At 73.1% G+C, this 19,031-nt stretch carries 18 protein-coding genes and 3 tRNA genes; 10 read left to right on the top strand and 11 right to left on the bottom strand.

Translation table 11 applies throughout. The features are described 5' to 3' along the window. Window positions 1-4: 4 nt before the first annotated feature. Together ATL31_RS07750 and ATL31_RS16430 are read right to left on the bottom strand one after the other, a co-directional pair. Window positions 5-976, bottom strand: a complete 972-nt coding sequence (locus tag ATL31_RS07750) for an ABC transporter permease (protein ID WP_158239810.1) — start codon at window positions 974-976, stop codon at window positions 5-7. Window positions 977-1,125: 149 nt separating this feature from the next. Further along, on the bottom strand, window positions 1,126-2,094 hold the full coding sequence (locus tag ATL31_RS16430; RefSeq protein WP_245862658.1) for a substrate-binding domain-containing protein: 969 nt from the start codon (window positions 2,092-2,094) through the stop codon (window positions 1,126-1,128). Between the two features lie 286 nt (window positions 2,095-2,380). Here ATL31_RS16430 and ATL31_RS07740 point away from each other — a divergent pair, with 286 nt between their 5' ends. Next, on the top strand, window positions 2,381-3,478 hold the full coding sequence (locus ATL31_RS07740) for a PucR family transcriptional regulator (protein WP_101395261.1): 1,098 nt from the start codon (window positions 2,381-2,383) through the stop codon (window positions 3,476-3,478). Window positions 3,479-3,617: 139 nt separating this feature from the next. On the opposite strand, the gene ATL31_RS07735 is transcribed toward ATL31_RS07740, so the two are convergent. The 4 genes from ATL31_RS07735 to ATL31_RS07720 form a co-directional block, all read right to left on the bottom strand. Further along, window positions 3,618-3,694, bottom strand: a tRNA-Phe gene (locus ATL31_RS07735). Window positions 3,695-3,741: 47 nt separating this feature from the next. Beyond that, window positions 3,742-3,815: transfer RNA gene (locus ATL31_RS07730), tRNA-Asp, on the bottom strand. A gap of 19 nt (window positions 3,816-3,834) precedes the next feature. After that, window positions 3,835-3,907 (bottom strand) — tRNA-Glu (locus tag ATL31_RS07725). A gap of 125 nt (window positions 3,908-4,032) precedes the next feature. Then, on the bottom strand, window positions 4,033-5,085 hold the full coding sequence (locus tag ATL31_RS07720) for a PHP domain-containing protein (RefSeq protein WP_101395260.1): 1,053 nt from the start codon (window positions 5,083-5,085) through the stop codon (window positions 4,033-4,035). Between the two features lie 80 nt (window positions 5,086-5,165). On the opposite strand from ATL31_RS07720, the gene ATL31_RS07715 reads away from it, so the two are divergent. Beyond that, window positions 5,166-5,717, top strand: a complete 552-nt coding sequence (locus tag ATL31_RS07715; RefSeq protein WP_101395259.1) for a DUF1990 domain-containing protein — start codon at window positions 5,166-5,168, stop codon at window positions 5,715-5,717. On the opposite strand, the gene ATL31_RS07710 is transcribed toward ATL31_RS07715, so the two are convergent. Further along, the gene (locus tag ATL31_RS07710) at window positions 5,698-6,921 is read right to left on the bottom strand and encodes a cysteine desulfurase-like protein (RefSeq protein WP_101395258.1); all 1,224 of its coding nucleotides are present in this window, start codon (window positions 6,919-6,921) and stop codon (window positions 5,698-5,700) included. The two genes, ATL31_RS07715 and ATL31_RS07710, sit on opposite strands and share 20 nt — an antisense overlap. Window positions 6,922-6,962: 41 nt before the next feature. Next, entirely contained in the window at window positions 6,963-8,399 is a 1,437-nt protein-coding gene (gene guaB1 / locus ATL31_RS07705; protein ID WP_101395257.1) for a GMP reductase, read from the bottom strand. Between the two features lie 225 nt (window positions 8,400-8,624). Between guaB1 and ATL31_RS07700 the strand changes: the two genes are divergently transcribed. Beyond that, a complete protein-coding gene (locus tag ATL31_RS07700) occupies window positions 8,625-9,872 on the top strand; it encodes a DUF445 domain-containing protein (RefSeq protein ID WP_342749483.1) in 1,248 nt (415 codons plus the stop codon). A gap of 100 nt (window positions 9,873-9,972) precedes the next feature. Beyond that, a complete protein-coding gene (locus ATL31_RS07695; RefSeq protein ID WP_101395256.1) occupies window positions 9,973-10,152 on the top strand; it encodes a YegP family protein in 180 nt (59 codons plus the stop codon). 70 nt (window positions 10,153-10,222) lie between these two features. Here ATL31_RS07695 and ATL31_RS07690 read toward each other — a convergent pair whose 3' ends face one another. From ATL31_RS07690 to ATL31_RS07680, 3 genes are read right to left on the bottom strand one after another with little or no spacing between them, the layout of a single operon-like run. Further along, window positions 10,223-11,020 (bottom strand): DUF1295 domain-containing protein, encoded by a 798-nt coding sequence (locus tag ATL31_RS07690; RefSeq protein ID WP_101395255.1) that lies wholly within the window; start codon window positions 11,018-11,020, stop codon window positions 10,223-10,225. After that, entirely contained in the window at window positions 11,020-12,321 is a 1,302-nt protein-coding gene (locus ATL31_RS07685) for an SAM-dependent methyltransferase (RefSeq protein WP_101395254.1), read from the bottom strand. The genes ATL31_RS07690 and ATL31_RS07685 overlap by 1 nt, the downstream gene beginning before the upstream one ends. A gap of 45 nt (window positions 12,322-12,366) precedes the next feature. Beyond that, a complete protein-coding gene (locus tag ATL31_RS07680) occupies window positions 12,367-13,410 on the bottom strand; it encodes a MerR family transcriptional regulator (RefSeq protein WP_281256277.1) in 1,044 nt (347 codons plus the stop codon). A gap of 101 nt (window positions 13,411-13,511) precedes the next feature. On the opposite strand from ATL31_RS07680, the gene ATL31_RS07675 reads away from it, so the two are divergent. Genes ATL31_RS07675 through ATL31_RS07650 form a run of 6 tightly spaced genes read left to right on the top strand, consistent with a single transcriptional unit; the run spans window position 13,512 to window position 19,025 of the window. After that, window positions 13,512-14,798: an NAD(P)/FAD-dependent oxidoreductase gene (locus ATL31_RS07675; RefSeq protein ID WP_101395252.1), complete on the top strand. Its 1,287-nt coding sequence runs from the start codon at window positions 13,512-13,514 to the stop codon at window positions 14,796-14,798. Next, window positions 14,795-15,550 (top strand): DUF1365 domain-containing protein, encoded by a 756-nt coding sequence (locus tag ATL31_RS07670; RefSeq protein ID WP_245862100.1) that lies wholly within the window; start codon window positions 14,795-14,797, stop codon window positions 15,548-15,550. Before ATL31_RS07675 ends, ATL31_RS07670 begins: the two co-directional genes overlap by 4 nt. Beyond that, entirely contained in the window at window positions 15,547-16,791 is a 1,245-nt protein-coding gene (locus tag ATL31_RS07665) for an SAM-dependent methyltransferase (RefSeq protein WP_101395251.1), read from the top strand. Before ATL31_RS07670 ends, ATL31_RS07665 begins: the two co-directional genes overlap by 4 nt. A gap of 7 nt (window positions 16,792-16,798) precedes the next feature. Further along, window positions 16,799-17,230, top strand: coding sequence for an SRPBCC family protein (locus tag ATL31_RS07660; protein ID WP_101395250.1), 432 nt, complete (start codon window positions 16,799-16,801; stop codon window positions 17,228-17,230). Continuing rightward, window positions 17,227-18,252 (top strand): NAD(P)H-binding protein, encoded by a 1,026-nt coding sequence (locus ATL31_RS07655; protein WP_101395249.1) that lies wholly within the window; start codon window positions 17,227-17,229, stop codon window positions 18,250-18,252. The genes ATL31_RS07660 and ATL31_RS07655 overlap by 4 nt, the downstream gene beginning before the upstream one ends. 59 nt (window positions 18,253-18,311) lie before the next feature. Continuing rightward, window positions 18,312-19,025 carry a CPBP family intramembrane glutamic endopeptidase gene (locus ATL31_RS07650; RefSeq protein ID WP_101397367.1) on the top strand — a complete coding sequence of 238 codons (714 nt, stop codon included), beginning with the start codon at window positions 18,312-18,314 and terminating at the stop codon, window positions 19,023-19,025. Window positions 19,026-19,031: the final 6 nt, after the last annotated feature.

The raw sequence follows: 19,031 nt of genomic DNA, 5'->3' as shown, positions 1-19,031 counted from the left end.
GTGATCACCCTCGTCCCAGAACGAAACCGCGCAGGCGGTGGTTGGCGAGCACGGCCAGCAGGAGCAGTGCGCCGATGAACAGCTGTGTCAGGTCGGCGTTCCACCCCAGGAGCAGCACGCCGGTGGAGATGATCCCGTAGGTCACGGCCCCGAACGCGGTACCCCACGTCGACCCGTACCCTCCGGTCAGCAGCACTCCACCGATGACCGCGGCGGCGATGCCCTGGAAGATGAACGCGCCGCCGAGGGTCACGTTGCCGTTGCTGAGGGACAGGGTCTGCACGATCCCCGTCACGGCCGCCGACAGCGACGTGGCCATGAACAGCACGATCTTGACGCGGTTCGTCGGTACCCCGACGAGGCGGGCGGCCTGCTCGTTGCCACCGGTGGCGTAGACCCAGTTCCCGAACACGGTGCGGGTCATCACCCAGGCGGTGATGAGGAGCAGCACGACCCACCACACGATGGCCACCCCGAAGCCGTTCCAGGACGACGCGAAGATCGCGGCCGGCACCCCGGACGCGTTGGCCGAGATGTTGGAGGACCCGGTCGCGAAGATGCTGACGGCCAAGGACAGCCCGAGCAGCATCATCATCGTCGCGAGGGTGACGATGAACGACGGGAGCCCGGTGCGGGCCACGATCAGCCCGTTCGCCGCCCCCACCGCGAGGGCGACGACGACGGCGGCGAGGACGCCGATCCACGCCGAGAGACCGTAGCCCCCGGTGGCGATGCCGACACAGATCGACGCCGCTCCGACCGTGGCGCCGACCGAGAGGTCGAACTCGCCCCCGATCATGAGGGCTCCGACGCTGACGGCCACGATCCCGAGCTCGGCCGCGGTGTTCAGCCAGTTCGCCGTCCCGGTGGCGTTCAGGAAGCCGTTCCCGCCCGCCAGGGCGGCGAAGAACACGAACACCACCAGGGCGGACACGGCGCCGCCGGCCTCGGGGCGGGTGAGCAGGATGCGTCCCACGCCCGGGCGGGGCCGCGTCGCCGCGGGGTTCCCGTCCGCTCCGGCGGTCCCGCCCGACAGCGCGGCAGGACTCGTCGCGGGGTCCTCTCGTCGTGCCTCGCCGACGCCTGAGGGAGGCCCGGCCTCGCCTCCCCTGTCAGGACGCCCGCTCACTTCGGACCGATCACGTTCGGGTACTTGTCGAAGACCGCCGAGATCTTGTCCACGTTCGTCTTGTCGACGATCTGCGGGCCGGTCTTGACGACCCCGACCGGAGCCAGGCCGTACTTGGCGTAGGTGTACGCGAAGACCGTTCCGAGGTACCCGTCGAGGTAGGGCTGCTCGTTCACGAGGAAGAGCATGTCGCCCGAGCGGACGGCGGCGATGGCCTGCTTGCCGACGCCCAACGAGGCGACGCCACCCGCGGGCCGGCCGGCCTGCTTCATGGCCTGCACGGCGGCGTAGCCGGTGAGGTTGTTCAGCGTCATCACGGCGTCGACGGACTTGTGGGTGGCCAGGTAGCCGCTGATGTCCCGAGCGCTCTTCGACTGGTCCGTACCGTCCCCGCTCGGCAGGGTGAAGGTCGAGGACGTCGCGCCCTGGGCGCCGAGACCGTCCGCGAGGCCCTTGCAGATGGCGTCGAGGTAGGGGTTGCCGGCGACGTTGATGACGCACAGGACGTCACGCTTGCCGGCGGCCGCGTACCGCTTGGCGGCCTCGTTCCCCACGTCCGGGCCGAACTGGCCGATGAACCCCTGGGCGCCGACCTTCTCCCAGCTGTCCTGGCCGGACTGGTTGACGAACACGGGGATCCCCTGAGAGACCGCCTTCTGGATGAGGGGGTCGACGACGTTGGTGATGAAGTCGCCCACGACGATGACGTCCGGCTTGGAGGCGATCGCGGCCTCCATCGTCTTGGACGAGCTCGCCTGGATGTCCGCCTCGTCGATGGGGATGTAGTTCAGCTCGATCGGCAGCTGGGCCGCCGCGTCCTGCGTGCCCTGGTAGAGCGGCGGGAAGAACGGGTCGTTGAGCGGCCCTGAGACGAAGGCGATCTTCACCTTGTCCTGCGGGGACCCGGCGTCGGCCGCCGTGCCCTTGGTGTCGGACGAACCACCGGAGCAGCCGGCCACTCCCATGGCCACCACCGCCAGGCACACTGTCAGTGCTGGCCGCCCACGTCGTCGGAAGCTGCGAGTCACGATGTCTCCTAACATTGGGGCCGGCCCACAGGGGCGGCCGCACCGGGTGGTGAAGCGAGGCGGGGTGGCCTCGGAGTACGCATGAGTCTGTGACCTGGGCGCCTGCCGAGTCACCCGCCGCGTGTCGACTCTTCCCGGCCCGTCATCCGCCACGTGCGCGGACCCCGGGAGTGCCTGAGACCGAAGCATTCCCCCGGGACGATCCATGTCGTAGCGTGCGCGCATGCGCGGCCTCCTCCTCAAGCTCTCGAACCTCGACCCGGACGTGGAGGCGTCGCTGCGGGTGATCGAGTACTTCGACCAGCTCCTGAGCCATGGCGCCTCGCTCGACGCCGTACTGCGGGCGACCGCCGCGCTGGGATGCTGTACCGCCGGCCTGCGGGACGAGAGCTCGGGGCGCACACTGCGGTTCGACGAAGGGGGCGCCGCGAGCCCGCCGATGACGCACCCGATCGCCTTCGAGGCGCCGGTCCTGGTCGATGACGCCGTCGTCGGCCACGTGTGGCTCGAGCGGCCGGGCGCCCAGCCGCTGGACGAGGTCCTCATCGAACGGCTCGCGGTGACGGCCGCCGCCCGGTGGCGTTCGCACACTCCCGGCGCCAACGCCGACCCCGCGCTGGTGGAGCTCGTCATCGCCTCGGCCGCCCAGGAGGAGGACCGCAGCCGGGCCCTGCGGCTGCTCGGGATGAACCCGGCCGCGCGCCTCACGGTGCTCGCCGTTTCCGTACCGGGGAGCGAGCCCACCGCCATCCTCCGGAGCGTCGTCGCGGCCGCCTCGGCCGGCGGCGCCCTCGCGCGGGGAAGCGTCCTGGGCGTCTCCGGGGTGGTGCTGCTGCAAGGGGGTAGCGACATCGAGGATCGGCTGCGCGGCCCCCTGCAGCAGGGTGCGGCGCCGGTCGGCATCGGCGTGGGGTGCACCGTGCCGGTGGCCCAGGCGCCCGCCTCGTGGGCGTCCGCGCGGGTGGCCCTCCGCTTCGCCCGGGTCTGGCGCCAGCGAGGAGGCATCGTCGAGCACGAGAAGCTGGGGGCGCTGGCCGCCCTGGCTCACGTGCCGCGTGACGTCGCCCTCGCGACACCCGACGTCCGCGCGCTCGCCGCGCTGGCGGCGACCGACAGCGGCGAGCAGGACATCGAGGTGCTGCTCGCGGTCACCTGGCACGGTTCGGCCCGGCAGGCCGCCGCTGCGCTCCACATGCACCACAGCTCGGTGACCAACCGGCTCCGCCACGTCGAGGCCGCCCTCGGGGTGGAGGTGGACAACCCGTCCGACCGGCTGCGGGCGCAGATGGCCGCGCTGCTCTGGCGGCTGAACGCGGCGTAGATACGTCGTCCGCGCCGCGCCGGTGACGGACGTCCTCGAGGGGGCGTCCCGTGAACTCCCGCGACGGCCCCGTCGGAGCCGGTGGCGCGGCCGGAGTGGCCTCGTCAGGTCCCTGGTGAGGGACGCGATCATCCGGGGATGGTGGCCAGGGGCGGGGTCGAACCGCCGACCTTCCGATTTTCAGTCGGACGCTCGTACCAACTGAGCTACCTGGCCGGACCTGCACGAGAGGGCCGGACGTATCCGGCCCTTCCATGAAGGAGCGACCCCGACGGGACTCGAACCCGCGACCTCCGCCGTGACAGGGCGGCGCGCTAACCAACTGCGCTACGGGGCCTTGGTGTGACGCAAGACCGTATCCCCAACGGGATTCGAACCCGTGCTACCGCCGTGAAAGGGCGGGGTCCTGGGCCGCTAGACGATGGGGACCCGACTCGTCGGACCCTCGTCGTCACGCAGACCGGGCTCGGATCCGTCGAGGACTCCGAAAGCATAGGGGACGCCGCGCGTGCCACCAAAACGGGGTCCGCCGCCCGAGCGCCCGGCCCCGTCGGTCAGCCCGGCGCCGCCCACTCCCGAACCCGGTCGACGTCCCACGTGGTGACGATGCGGTCGGTCGGGACGCCCAGGGCCTCGGCGCGCTCACAGCCGTACGCCTTCATGTCGAGCTGACCCGGGGCGTGAGCGTCGGAGTCGACCGAGAACAGGCAGCCGATCTCGAGGGCCAGGGCGACCAGCTCGTCGGGCGGGTCACAGCGCTCGGGCCGGCTGTTGATCTCCACCGCGGTGTCGTGCTCGACGCAGGCCTCGAACACGGCGCGGGCGTCGAAGTCGGACTGGGGGCGGACGCCCCGCGAGCCCTCGACCAGGCGGCCGGTGCAGTGCCCCAGCACGTTGACGCGGGGGTTGCTGACGGCGGCCACCATCCGCTTCGTCATGGGGCCCTCGTTCATCCGCAGCTTGCTGTGCACCGACGCGGTCACGAGGTCGAGCTGGCCGAGCATCTCGTCGGTCTGGTCGAGCGAGCCGTCGTCGAGGATGTCGACCTCGATGCCCTTGAGCAGCGTGAACTGCCCTGCCAGCGAACGGTTCACGCCGTCCACGATCTTCAGCTGCCGGCGCAGCCGCTCGACCGTGAGGCCGTTCGCGACCCGCAGCTGCGGGCTGTGGTCGGTCAGCACCATCCACTCGTGGCCGGTCTCGACGCCGGTGAGAACCATCTCGTCGATGGGGGAGCCGCCGTCGCTCCAGTCGGAGTGCAGGTGGCAGTCGCCGCGCAGCAGCCCGTAGAGCCCGCCGCCGCCCTCGACGAGGGGGCCACCGGCCTTCTCCTGCAGCGAGGCCAGGTACGCCGGCAGCTCGCCGGAGAGGGCCTCGGCGATGACGCCCGAGGTGGACTTCCCGATGCCGTCGAGCTCCTGGAGGGTGCCGGCGTCGGCCCGCGCCGCGAGCTCGGCTCCGTCCACGGTGCGCAGGGTCTTCACGGCGTTGCGGAACGCCTCCACCCGGTAGGTGCCGGCCCGGGTGCGCTCCAGCAGGAAGGCGATGCGGCGCAGGGCGTCGACCGGCTCGACCGGGGCCTGCAGGGGCTCGAGCAGCGCGACCATGGACCCGATGCTGTCACAGGCGACGGGGCCGGGCGTGGCCCCGGAGCGGCCACGTGGCGGCGCGGTGCGACGATGCCGGCATGGCCCGCCCGCTCGACCCGCCCCCCGCCGCTCTCACCTACCCCGACGTCGGCGCCACGGCGCGCGACGACCTCCTCCACCGGCCGCCCGCGGGCTTCCGGGCCGTGGACCGCTGGGCGGTCATCGGCACCGGCAGCGCCCTCTTCGAGCGGGCCGGTGACGACGTGCAGCAGTGGGGGATGCAGCGGGGCGCGGGCATCCGCATCCGCACGACGACGGCGGCGGAGGGCCGCCCGGTCGCCCCGGGCGACGAGGCGGCCCTGCGGATCGGCTGGTGGCCCGCCGACGTGCCGGTGCGGGTGGTCTACGTCGTCGACGAGCCCCGACGCCGCGGGTTCGCCTACGGGACGCTCCCCGGGCACCCCGAGAGCGGCGAGGAGCTGTTCGAGGTCGTCCTCGACCCCGACGGCACCGTGCGGGCCCACGTGCGCGCGTTCTCGCGACCCGGCATCCTGCTGTCGCGGTGGGGGGCTCCGGTCACCCACCGGGTGCAGGAGGTCTACACCCGGCGCTACCTGCGGGCGCTCCCGCTCAGCCGCGACGCCCGATGACGTCGGCGACCCCGGCCAGCAGCCGGTCGACGTCGCCGCGGTTGGTGTAGGGCGCCAGCCCCACGCGGACGCCGCCGCCGTCGCCGAGGCCGAGGTGCCGCGAGCACTCGAGCGCGTAGAAGCTGCTGGCCGGGGCGTTGACCCCGTGCTCGGCCAGCCCGCGGTAGACGTCCATCCCGTCGACGCCCTCGACGGTGAACAGCAGGGTGGGGGTGCGGTGGGCCGCGTTGGAGTGCACCGTGACGCCGGGCATCGCGCGCAGGGCCGGCTCGAGGACGGACAGCAGCGACTCCTCGTGGGCCTCCAGGGCGGCGAACGAGGTCTCGAGGCGCTCGCGGCGGCCGGCGGGCGTGACCGGGGTGTCGAGGTCCTCCATCCCGGCCAGGAAGTCGACGGCGGCGGTGGCCCCGGCCATCAGCTCGTAGGGGAGGGTGCCCAGCTCGAAGCGCTCGGGCACGGTGTCGGCCGAGGGGAGCAGCTTGTCGGGGTGGAGGGTCTCGAGCAGGGCCGGGTCGGCCGCCAGGACCCCGCAGTGCGGGCCGAGGAACTTGTAGGGCGAGCAGGTCCAGACGTCGGCGCCGAGGGCCCGCAGGTCGACCGAGGCGTGCGCGGTGGCGTGCACCCCGTCGACCCAGTGCAGCGCGCCCACCGCGTGCACGGCATCCGAGATGTGGCGGGTCGGGGGCCGGGTGCCGATGAGGTTCGAGGCCGCGGTCGTGGCCACCAGGCGGGTGCGCTCGGAGAGCACGGCCTCGATGTCGGCGACCGTCAGCTCGCCCGTGGCGGGGTCGAAGTCGGCCCAGCGCACGGTGGCGCCGGCGGTCTCGGCGGCCTGCACCCAGGGGCGGATGTTCGAGTCGTGGTCGAGCCGGGTCACCACGACCTCGTCGCCGGGGCCCCACTGCTTGGCCAGGGCGCGGGAGAGGTCGTAGGTCAGCGCGGTGGCGCTGCGGCCGAAGACGATGCCGCGCGGGTCGGCGCCCAGGAGGTCGGCCATGGCCTGGCGACAGTCGGCCACCACGGCCGAGGCCCGCCGCTCGGAGGCCGTGACAACACCCTTGTTGCTGATGGCGGCGGTGAGGGTGCCCGCGACGGCGGCGCCCACGACGTCCGGGGTCTGGCTGCCGCCCGGTCCGTCGAAGTGCGCCAGGCCCTCGGCCAGGGCGGGGAAGTGGGACCGGATGCGCTCGACGTCGAAGGCCATGCGCCCATCCTGGCGCACGCCGGGACCGGGCGGGCGCCGGGTCACCAGGAGGTGTGCAGCGGGCGACCCTCGGCGAAGCCGGCCGTCGACTGGATGCCGACCGTCGCGCGCTCGTGGAACTCCTCGAGCGTCCGGGCGCCGGCGTACGTGCACGAGCTGCGCAGGCCCGCGATGATCTCGTCGATGACGTCCTCGACGCTGGGGCGCGCCGGGTCGACGTACATCCGGGCGCTGCTGATGCCCTCCTCGAACATCGCCTTGCGGGCGCGGTCGTACGCCGAGTCGGTGGCGGTGCGGTTGCGGACCGCGCGGGCCGACGCCATCCCGAACGACTCCTTGTACTGGCGGCCCTTCTCGTCGGTGTAGAGGTCGCCGGGCGACTCGAGGGTGCCGGCGAACCACGAGCCGACCATCACGTTGGAGGCTCCGGCGGCCAGGGCCAGCGCCACGTCGCGCGGGTGCCGGACGCCGCCGTCGGCCCACACGTGCTTGCCGAGCTCGCGGGCCGCGGCGGCGCACTCGAGCACGGCCGAGAACTGCGGGCGACCGACGGCGGTCATCATCCGGGTGGTGCACATGGCGCCCGGGCCCACCCCGACCTTCACGATGTCGGCCCCGGCGGCGACGAGGTCGCGGGTGCCCTCGGCCGAGACGACGTTGCCCGCCACCAGCGGCACCCCGAGGTCGAGGGCGCGCAGGGTGGCCAGCACCTCGAGCATCTTCTCCTGGTGGCCGTGGGCGGTATCGATGACGAGCACGTCGGCGCCGGCCTCGGCCAGAGCGGTGGCCTTGGCGCTGACGTCACCGTTGATGCCGACGGCCGCGGCGACCCGCAGGTGGCCCTCGGCGTCGACGGCGGGGGAGTAGAGGCTGGCGCGCAGGGCGCCGGTGCGGGTGAGCAGCCCGACGAGCCGGCCGTCGGGCGCGACCACCGGGGCCAGGCGACGGCGGGCGTGCGAGAGGGTGTCGAAGGCCTCCTCGACGTCGACGCCGTCGGGGACCGTGACCATCTCGGTGACCATGACGTCGGAGAGCTGGGTGAAGCGGTCGACCCCGGTGAGGTCGGACTCGGTCACGACGCCCACCGGCCGCTCGCCGCGCACGACGACGGCGGCACCGTGGGCGCGCTTGTGCAGCAGGACCAGCGCCTCGCCCGCGGTGGTGGTCGGGTCGAGGGTGATCGGGGTGTCGTAGACCAGGTGCCGGGTCTTCTGCCAGGCGATGACCTCGGCCACGACCTCCACCGGGATGTCCTGGGGGATGACCGTGAGCGCGCCGCGGCGGGCGGTGGTCTCGGCCATCCGGCGCCCCGCGATGGCGGTCATGTTGGCGACGACGAGCGGGATGGTGGTGCCGGTGCCGTCGGAGGTCGACAGGTCGACGTCGAGCCGGCTCGTGACCGCCGACCGGTTCGGCACCATGAACACGTCGTCGTAGGTGAGGTCGTGCTGGGGCAGCAGGTCGTTGAGGAAGCGCACCGCCCCAGGGTAGGCGCGCGGCATCCGGGCGGGTGGCGGGGCGCGGGGCGTCGGGAGGCGCGCGGCGTCCGGCCGGGTGGCGGGGCGCGGGAGCGGGACGGCCCGGGCTCGAGGCAAGGCTTCCTGCACGGGACACGGCCTGCCAGGTCTTGTCTGGTGCACTTTTCGGGGTCACCCCGAAAAGCCGAGGACCCGGGGTGGGGCAGGATCGGGGCCGTGAGTCTCATGGCGCCCTCCCCGGCCGACGAGCGCCGCCGTACCGGGCTGCGCCGGATGCGCCTGCTCGCGCTCGCGCTGCTGGGCCTCGCGGCGGTGGTCTTCCTGGCCACCCTGCGTCTCGACCACGGCGGGGTCTGGGGCTACGTCAACACCGCCGCCGAGGCGGCCATGGTCGGCGCCCTGGCCGACTGGTTCGCCGTCACCGCCCTGTTCCGCCACCCGCTCGGCCTGCCGGTGCCGCACACCGCGATCATCCCGAAGCGCAAGAACGAGATCGGGCGCAGCCTCCAGGAGTTCGTCACCGAGAACTTCCTCACCGAGGACATCGCGCGCGAACGGCTCGCTGCCGCCCACGTCAGCGACCGCGTGGGCCGCTGGCTGGCCGACCCCGGCAACCGCGCCACCGTCCTCACCGAGGTCGTCCGGGTCGCCCGCGCCGGCCTGGGCCGGCTGCACGAGGACGAGGTGCGCCGGCTCGTCGAGGACTTCCTGGTCCCGCGCCTGGTCCGCGAACCGGTGAGCCCCATCGCCGGCGCCCTGCTCGAGGGCATCGTCACCGAGCGCACCCACCGCGGCCTGGTCGACCTCGGCCTCGAGGAGCTGCACGACTGGCTGCGCGAGAACCCCGGCACCTACGCCGACGTCCTGGGCTCGCGCGCCCCCTGGTGGAGCCCGCCGTGGCTCGACGACCGGGTCATCGGCTGGACCTACGAGCAGCTGCTGGCCTTCCTGCGCGAGATCCGCGGCGACGACCGGCACCCCGCCCGGCTGGCCCTGGACGACCTCCTGCGGCGTCTCGCCCAGGACCTCCAGCACGACGACGCCGTCATGGCCCGCGCCGAGGCCCTCAAGGAACGCCTGCTCACCCACCCCCAGGCCGCCGAGACCGCCGTGGGGCTGTGGCGCTCGTTCCGCACCGCGCTGGAGACGGCGATGGACGACGAGGGCTCCTACTTCCACGCCCGCGGCGACGAGCTGCTCGAGCACCTCGGCCGCCGGCTCAGTGACGACCCGGTGTGGAAGGAACGCCTCGAGGCGCGCCTCGGCGAGGCCGTCTCGTTCGTCGTCAACACCTACGGCAGCGAGCTGGCCGAGGTCATCTCGGTCACCGTCGACCGCTGGGACGGTCGCGAGGCCGCCGAGCGCATCGAGCTGCACGTGGGCCGTGACCTGCAGTTCATCCGGATCAACGGCACCGTCGTCGGGGCGCTGGCCGGGGTCGCCATCCACGCGGTCGCCCAGGCCCTCTCCTGACGCGCGGCGCGGCCGGATGGAGAGCGGCCGGCGACCCTTGGCAGGCGCCCCGCCCGGGTCTAGCGTGGCCCCACCACTGGGCCCGGCGAAGGGATCTGTCATGGCGGGCACGTTCGAGGTCTACGAGGACAAGGCCGGCAAGTTCCGGTTCCGTCTCAAGGCAGGCAACGGCCAGGTGATCGCCACCGGGGAGGCCTACGAGAGCAAGGCCAGCGCCATGAACGGCGTCGAGTCGGTCAGGAAGAACGCCGCGGACGCGACGGTCGACGACCAGACCTGAGGCCGCCTCCGGCCCTACCCCGCGTGCTCGATGGGTCACGTCGGGTACGGGCCTCCCCCGGCGCGTCGGGTCAGCGTTTCTTCGGCGGCAGCGGGAAGAACATGCTGGTGCGCTCCATGTACTCGGGGTACCCGGGCCGTTTGGCCATCTCGGACTCGAGCAGCCGGGCCCCGGTGGCGAACGCCAGGAAGTAGGTCATGACCACGGGCGAGAGCACCGTCAGCACGCCCGGCCACGCCTCGGCCGCGACGACCCACATCCCCCACCAGACGGCGGAGTCGCCGAAGTAGTTGGGATGCCGCGTCCAGGCCCAGAGGCCCCGGTCCATGACCGTGCCCTTGTTCGAGGAGTCGGCCTTGAACGCCTTGAGCTGTGCGTCACCCACCCCCTCGAAGGTCACCCCGACCAGCCAGACGACCACGCCGAGGGCCGCGACCCAGCCCAGCGCCGAGTCGGTGGCGGCGGCGACCTGCAGCGGTAGCGAGACGAACCAGGCCGCGACGCCCTGGGTGGCGAAGATGCGCATCAGCGCGTAGCGGAAGCGCTGCTCGGGCGGCACGGCCGACAGCAGCTTCTCGTAGCGGGGGTCCTCGCCCTGGCCCAGCGCCCGCCCGCGGATGTGCCACGCGAGCCGGCCGCCCCACAGGGTGACCAGCACCGCCAGCAGCAGCGAGCGCGCCGAGTGCTGCCCCACCAGGTAGGCGACCCAGCCGATGGCGACGAAGACCAGCCCCCAGGTGATGTCGACGACCGCGTACTTGCCGCGGCTGCGCGCCACGACGGCCGTGACGGCCATCGCGACCAGCGACGTCAGCGCCGAGGCCAGGAGCACCACCACGAGCGTCCCGCCCGAGAAGCCGGCGCCCATCAGCGCGCCGGGTCGGAGACGACGGGCGGGCCACCGGGGCGGCGCAGCAGCAGCTGGTCGACGCCCATCCGGTTGTCGCGGAAGGCCTGTGAGCCGCCGACCAGGTAGAGGCGCCAGACCCGCGCGCCCTCCTCGCCGATGAGCTCGACGGCGCGGTCCCAGTTCTCCTCGAGGGTGCGGTGCCAGGCGTCGACGGTCCACACGTAGTGCTCGCGCAGGGCGTGCACCCCGCGGACCTCGAAGCCGGCGTCCTGCAGGTAGTTCAGGGTCTCGCCGACCGGGCGCATCGTCATGTCGGGCGCGATGAACTGCTCGATGAAGGGGCCGCCGCCCGGGTGCACGCCGCGGCGCGACATCTGCTGCACCAGCACGTAGCCACCGGGCTTGACGCTGCGGTGGAGCACCGAGGCGTAGGTGGCGTAGTTCTTCTCGCCGACGTGCTCGCCCATCTCGAGGGACGCGACGGCGTCGTACGGGCCGGAGTCGATCTCGCGGTAGTCGCGCAGCTGGATCTGCACGCGGTCCTCGAGGCCGCGCTCGCGGATCCGCGCGTCGATGAAGGCCTTCTGCTCGGCGGCGATGGTGACACCGGTGACCTGCGCCCCGAAGTGCTCGGCGGCATACAGCGACAGCGAGCCCCAGCCGCACCCGATGTCGAGGAAGCGGGTGCCCTCGGTGAGGCCGACCTTGCGGCAGACGAGGTCGAGCTTGGCGGCCTGCGCGGCCTCGAGCGGCATGTCGGGGCCGTCGACGAAGAAGGCCGACGAGTACGCCATGTGGGGGTCGAGCAGGAACTGGTAGAAGTCGTTCGACAGGTCGTAGTGGTGGCTGATGGACGCGCGGTCGCGGGCCAGCGAGTGCAGGCGGCCCTTGATGACGGCCTGGGTGGCCGGCGGGGCCGGGGGCCGGGCCAGGGCGCCGGTGTCGCGGGCGAGGCGCACCAGGTCGGGCAGCAACCGGCCGACCCGGGCGGCGGTCAGCGGGGGGATGTCGCGGGCGGCCACGGTCTCGCGGACCAGGTCGAGCGCGTCGCCGATGTCGCCCTCGACCTCGAGCTCACCGGTGACGTAGGCCTGGGCCGCGCCCAGCTCGCCCGGGTGCCACAGCAGGCGGGTGAGCGCCTGCGGGGTGCGCAGCTCGACGAGGGTGCCGTCGGCCGGCCCGGCCTCGGACCCGTCCCAGGCGCGCAGGCGCACCGGCAAGGGCCCGGCGATGAGGGGGCGCAGCGCGGCCTCGATGCGCCCGGCGATCCCGGCGGAGCGGGCGGTCGGCGTCGTCGTGCCCTGGTCGGTCAGCGTCATGGGTGCTCCTGGCGTCGGGTGCGGGCGCGGCGAGGTGCCGCGAGGTCACGCAAGCGGTTCGGAGTCCGACCGTGCCTCGGATGGCGTGGCGTGGTCGGCGGGGTGGACGGCAGCGGCCGGGGCGGCGGTGCGGGCGCCCTGACGAGCGGCGGCCTCAGCGGCCCGCCGGCGGGTGCGGGCGGCCTCGGTGAGCAGCGCGACGTCGGCCACGATGTCGGGCCCGAGGTGGTTGCAGCCGATCTCGGTGAGGACCCGGGGGGTGGTGCCCCGGCCGGCGATCCACAGCGGGAACTGCTCGTGCAGGGCCTTGAGCTGGCGCGCGTGGGACCGGAAGCCGGACGGGCGGCGCGAGGCGAGCACCACCGCGTCGGGCTTGGTGAGCCGGCAGGCCGAGACCAGCGACGGGACGGGGGTGTCCTCGCCGAGGTAGCGGACCCGCCAGCCGGCGCGCCCCAGCAGCACCCCGAAGCTCATCAGGATGATGTCGTGGAACTCCCCGGGAGGGCAGGCCAGCACGGCCACCGGGCCGGTGCCGAGACCCCAGGTCATCGACAGGGCCCCCAGGCGCCGGCGCACGAGGCTGCTGGCGAAGTGCTCCTGGGCGATGCCGATGCGGCCGAGCTCCCACATCTCGCCGACCCGCACGAAGAACGGGACCAGCACGTCGACGACGGCGCTCTCGACCGACCGGTCGAGGAAGGCGGTGTCGAGGACGGCGTGGGCGCGGTCCTCGTCGAGGGCGGTGATGGCGTCGAGGAGCTGCGCGACGAGCAGCGGGGGGTCGAGCCGGAGCCGCGCCTCGGCGTCCTGCGGCGGCCGGGCCTCGTCGGGGCCGGGTTCGGCGGCGACACCGGTGGCGGCCGCGGTGCCGGCGCGCTCGGCCGCCAGCACCTGGCGGGCGGCCTCCATCGCGCTGACCCCCTGGTCGCGCAGGCTGAGGACCTCGCGGACCCGGCGCTCGTCGTCGGCGCCGTACAGGCGGTAGCCACCCTGCGAGCGGGTCGGCGTGAGGAGGGCGTAGCGCGACTCCCAGGCCCGCAGGACGTGGGTACTCACACCGACACGGGCGGCTAGCTCACCAATCCGCATCGACGGCGGAACCGAACGTCTCATGACCACGACGGTACGTCGTGGGAGTAGATTTGACAAACCTTTGACGAGTCTTTCCGAAAGGTTCTACGGTCGTGACCATGCCTGCCCTGTCCATCTCCGAGCGCTCCCCGGCGCGCGAGCGCGTCGTCGTCGTCGGGGCGGGGGTCTCGGGGCTCACGGCAGCCCATGTCCTGGCCACCCGGCACGACGTGACGCTGGTCGAGGCCGAGGACCGTCTGGGGGGCCACGCGCACACGCACACCGTGCCCACGGCCGCCGGTGACCTGCGGGTCGACAGCGGTTTCATCGTGCACAACGACCGCACCTACCCCTACCTGCGCCGCCTCTTCGGCGAGCTCGGCGTGCAGACGCACGACACCGAGATGTCGATGTCCATCCGCGACGAGGCCACCGGGCTCGAGTACGCGGGCGGCCGGGGGGTCAAGGGCTTCGTGGCCCGCCCCCGCCAGCTCCTCGACCGTGAGTACGTGGGGATGCTGCGGGCCGTCAAGCGCTTCCACACCGTCGCCCGCGCCTTCCTCGAGCAGAGCGACGACGAGGACACCACCACCTACGGCGAGTTCATCCGCGAGCACGGCTTCCCGGAGTCGTTCGTCCGCTACTACGCCATCCCCGTCGTGGCGTGCGTGTGGTCCAGCGGCGAGGGCGACGCGCTCGACTACCCGGCTCGCTACCTGTTCCGCTTCCTCGCCCACCACGGGATGCTCTCGGTGGGCGACTCCCCGCAGTGGATGACGGTCGTGGGCGGCTCGCGCACCTACGTCGACGCCCTGGCCGCCCGCCTCGCCGACGTGCGCAGCGGCGACGCCGTCACCGCGGTCACCCGCACCCACGACGGCGTCGAGGTGCGCACCGCCGCCGGCCGGCTCGACCGCTACGACCGCGTGGTGCTGGCCACCCACGCCGACGACGCCCTGCGCCTCCTGGCCGATGCCACCCCGGCCGAGAAGGAGGTCCTCGGCGCGTTCCGCTACAGCAGCAACGAGACCGTCCTGCACCGCGACGGCTCGCTGATGCCGCGGGCGCGCCTGGCGCGCTCGTCGTGGAACTACCTGCTCGGCGACGACCCCGCCCAGGGGGCCATCGTCACGTACTGGATGAACCGCCTCCAGGGCCTGCCCGCGAGCGAGCCGTTCTACGTGACGCTCAACGCCACGGAGCGCATCGACCCCGCTAGCGTCGTCGCCACCATGCGGTACACCCACCCCCTCTACGACCTCGCCGCGGTGCGCGCCCAGCGCCGCATCCCCGAGATCACCACCGAGCGCACCGCCTTCGCCGGCGCGTACCAGGGCTGGGGCTTCCACGAGGACGGCTGCCGCTCGGGCGTAGAGGCCGCCGCGGCCTTCGGGGTCACCTGGTGACCAGCACCGCCGACCTCCCCACCCTGCCCGCGCTCGTCGTGGGAACGGTGCACCACACCCGGTTCCGCCCGGTCAAGCACTCGTTCAGTCACCGGCACACGCAGTGGCTGGTCGACCTCGACGCGATGCCCCGCCTGCCGCGCTGGCTGCGCCCCGTGGCCGGCTTCCGCGGCGAGGACCACCTGTCGGCGAACCCCGGCATCCCTGCGCTCAAGGCCAACGTCCTGCGGGTGCTCGAGCGCGACGGCGTCGACACCACCCCCGGCGACCGGGTCGTGATGCTTGCCCACGCCCGCGTGCTGGGCCACGTCTTCGACCCCATGAGCGCCTTCTGGGTCTTCGCCCCCGGCGGCGCGCTGCGGGCCGTGCTGGTCGAGGTCCACAACACCTACGGCCAGCGCCACGCCTACGTGCTGCGCCCGGACGCCGGTGGCCGGGCCGACCTCCCCAAGGAGTTCTTCGTCTCGCCGTTCAACGACGTCGAGGGCGACTACGCCATCCGTCTCACCCTGACGCCCTCGAAGGTCGGCGTGGCCATCCGACTTCGCGTCCGCGACGAACCACTGGTGACCGCGACCGTGACCGGCGCGCCGAGGCGGGCGACCACCTCGGCGGTGGCCACGGCCGCGCTGCGGTACCCGCTGATGCCCCAGCGGGTGAGCGGGCTCATCCGGGTCCACGGCATCTGGCTGTGGCTGCGGAGGCTGCCCGTCCGCCCCCGTCCCGACCACAGCCTGGAGAGTGTGCGATGACCGCCGACACGCCCCGCCTCGAGCTCGCCGCCCCGCGGCTCGGCTTCCCCCGCATCCTCACTCGTGGCGCCGTCGCGAAGGCCATCACCGAGGTCGCCGTCAAGCCGATGCCGGTGCGGATGCGCTACCCCGACGGCACCGTGGTCGGCAACGGCGGCCCCGACAGCCCCGTCATCGAGGTCGTCCGCCCCCGCGCGATGTTCCGCCGCCTCGAGGCCCACCCGAAGATCGGCCTCGGCGAGGCCTACATGGCCGGCGACTGGAAGGCCGCCGAGGGCACCGACCTCGCGCAGGCCCTGATGCCCTTCGCGGCCCGGATGGGCGAGCTGGTCCCCAAGCCGCTGCTGGCCCTGCGCGGTGTCGTCGACCGCGCCATCCCCCAGGCCATGCGCAACACCCTCGAGGGCTCGCGGAGCAACATCAGCGCGCACTACGACCTCTCGAACGACCTGTTCGCCGCCTTCCTCGACCCTTCGATGTCGTACAGCTCGGCCCTCTTCGACCCGGCCCGGCCGCTGGCCGAGCAGGACCTGCACGAGGCCCAGGTACGCAAGGTCGAGGCCATCCTCGACGCCGCCGACGTCCGGGCGGGCAGCCGCGTGCTCGAGATCGGCACGGGGTGGGGCGAGCTCGCCCTACGCGCCGCCGCTCGCGGCGCCACGGTCACCTCGGTCACCCTCTCGGCCGAGCAGCGGGCCCTGGCCATGCAGCGGATCGAGGCCGCCGGCGTGTCCGACCGGGTCACCGTCCTGCTCCAGGACTACCGCGAGACCACTGGGCAGTTCGACAGCATCGTCAGCGTCGAGATGATCGAGGCCGTGGGCGAGGAGTACTGGGCGACCTACTTCCGCAAGATCGACGAGCTGCTGGCGCCCGGTGGGGCGGTGGCCGTGCAGGCCATCCTCATGGAGCACCACCGGCTGCTGGCCACCAAGCACAGCTTCGGGTGGATCCAGAAGTACATCTTCCCGGGCGGGCTGATCCCCTCGCTCCAGGCCATCCGTGACGTCTCGCGCGACTCCACCACGCTGCGCGTCGAGCGGGTGCACGGCTTCGGCGCCGACTACGCCGAGACCCTGCACCGCTGGCGGGAGACCTTCAACGCCAACTGGAGCGAGATCCAGCAGCACGGCTTCGACGAGACCTTCCGCAGGATGTGGGACTTCTACCTCGCGTACTGTGAGGCAGGCTTCGCGACCGGGTACTTGGACGTCGCACAGATCCGTCTCGCCAGAAGGTAGGCCTCCCATGACCACGACCGTCGAACGCACGATCCGTACGAGCGCGGCACCGGAGGTGGTCTTCCCGTACCTCGTCGACTTCCGCAACGCCACCGAGTGGGACGCGGGCACCGACTCCTGCGAGCGGGTGTCGGGTGACGGCGGGGTGGGCACGGTCTACAAGAACGTCTCGACCTTCGCCGGCAACTCCGTCGAGCTCGAGTACACGACCGAGAAGGTGGCCGAGCCCGAGTTCGTCATCGTCGGCCGCAACAGGTCCACGACCAGCCACGACACCATCACCGTCCGCCCTGACGGCACCGGCTCGTCGGTCACCTACCGGGCCGACTTCGACTTCTCCGGCCCGGCGCGCTTCCTCGGGCCGATCATGAAGCCCCTCCTGGAGCGCCTGGGCGACCGCACGGCCGCCCAGCTCAAGGAGACGCTGGACCGACGGTGAGCGGACGACGCGGCACCGGCCGGCGGGCCCTGGTCACCGGGGTCACCGGCTACATCGGCTCCCGCCTGGTGCCGGCCCTGCTCGAGGAGGGGTGGACGGTGCGGGTGCTCACCCGCGACGCCGGCAAGCTCCGCGACCGCTGGTGGCTCGCCGACGCCGAGGTCGTCGAGGGCGACGCCACGTCGCGCTCGACGCTCGCGCAGGCGCTCGCCGACGTCGACGTGGCCTACTACCTCCTGCACTCGATGGACGCCGACGGCGGGTTCGTCGAGCGCGACCGTGAGATGGCCTCCGGCTTCGGCCGGGCGGCGTTCGAGGCCGAGGTCGGCCGCATCGTCTACCTCTCGGGGCTGCACCCCGCCGAGGGGCCGCTCAGCGACCACCTCGCCTCCCGCGTCGAGGTGGGCGACCTGCTGATGGCCAGCGGCGTGCCGACCGCGGTCCTGCAGGCCGCCATCATCCTGGGGTCGGGCTCGGCGTCGTTCGAGATGCTGCGCCACCTGACCACCCGGCTGCCGTTCATGATCACGCCCAAGTGGCTCGACAACCGCATCCAGCCGATCGCGGTCCGTGACGTCCTGCACTACCTGGTGGGGGCGGCCGACCTGCCGCCGGGGGTCACCCGCACCTTCGACATCGGCGGGCCCGAGGTCCTCACCTACCGCGAGATGATCATGCGGTTCGCGCGCCTGGCCGGGCTGATGCCCCGCACCATCGTCACCGTCCCCGTGCTCACGCCGCGGCTCGCCTCGCAGTGGGTCGGTTTCGTCACCCCGGTGCCCACCGGGCTGGCCAAACCGTTGGTCGAGAGCCTGCTGCACGAGGTCGTCTGTGAGGAGCACGACATCGACGACCTGGTGGGTGCTCCCGCCGGTGGCCCGCTCGGCTACGACCGGGGCGTCACCGACGCGATCGCCGGCGACGACGCCGACCCGCGCCCGGAGCCCGGCACCGTCGACCCTGCCCGGGTGAACGCGGCCGACCCCTCGTGGGCCGGAGGCGGCCGCGGCTCGTCGTCGTGACGGCCGGTGGTCGCGCCCCCGGGGGTCCGCGGGCGTCGGGCGGGTGGCGCCTCCACCCCGTGACCGAGCTGCGCTCGTTCGTCCGGGCGGCGCTCGTCGACCCCGTCCCGCGGGACCACACCGAGCCCGACTGGGCCTTCCGGCGCCGGCGCGTGGTGGTGGTGGTGACCCTGCTGGTCGGGGCGGCGCTGCTCACCTGGGCGCTGCGCATCGAGCCCGGCGACCCGATGTTCTACGTCGCCACCTTCGCCCTGGCGGCGGCCTGGGCCGTGGGGGCGCTCGTCTCCGGCCCCCTGCACCTCGGGCGCGGCCACACCCGGCACGGCGACGTCGAGAGCCGGGCCGTGGTGCAGTCCCTGGCCCTCGGGGTGATGCTGCTGGGGCTGTTCCTCGCCGGGGCGGTGGTGGTGGCCCGCATCCCGTTCCTGCGCGACCCCGTGCTGACCCTGCTCGACCACGCGCGGTACGGGTCGCTGGCCGTGGTCGCGGTCGTCACCATCGTCAACGGGGTGGCCGAGGAGCTGTACTTCCGCGGCGCCCTGTACGCCGGCGTCGGGCGCAGACACGCCGTGGCCGTCACCACCATCGTCTACGCGCTGGTCACCGCCACCTCGGGCATCCCGCTGCTGGTCTTCGCGGCGGCGCTGGTCGGGGTCGTCGTGGGGCTCCAGCGGCGGGTCACCGGCGGCATCCTCGGCCCCATCGTCACCCACCTCACCTGGTCGCTCGGGATGCTCTTCCTGCTCCCGGTCGTCCTCGACCGTCTCAGCTGACAAGGA

The organism is Phycicoccus duodecadis (genome assembly GCF_002846495.1).
Taxonomy (GTDB): Bacteria; Actinomycetota; Actinomycetes; order Actinomycetales; family Dermatophilaceae; genus Phycicoccus; species Phycicoccus duodecadis.
This window is presented reverse-complemented; position numbering and strand designations above follow the sequence as displayed.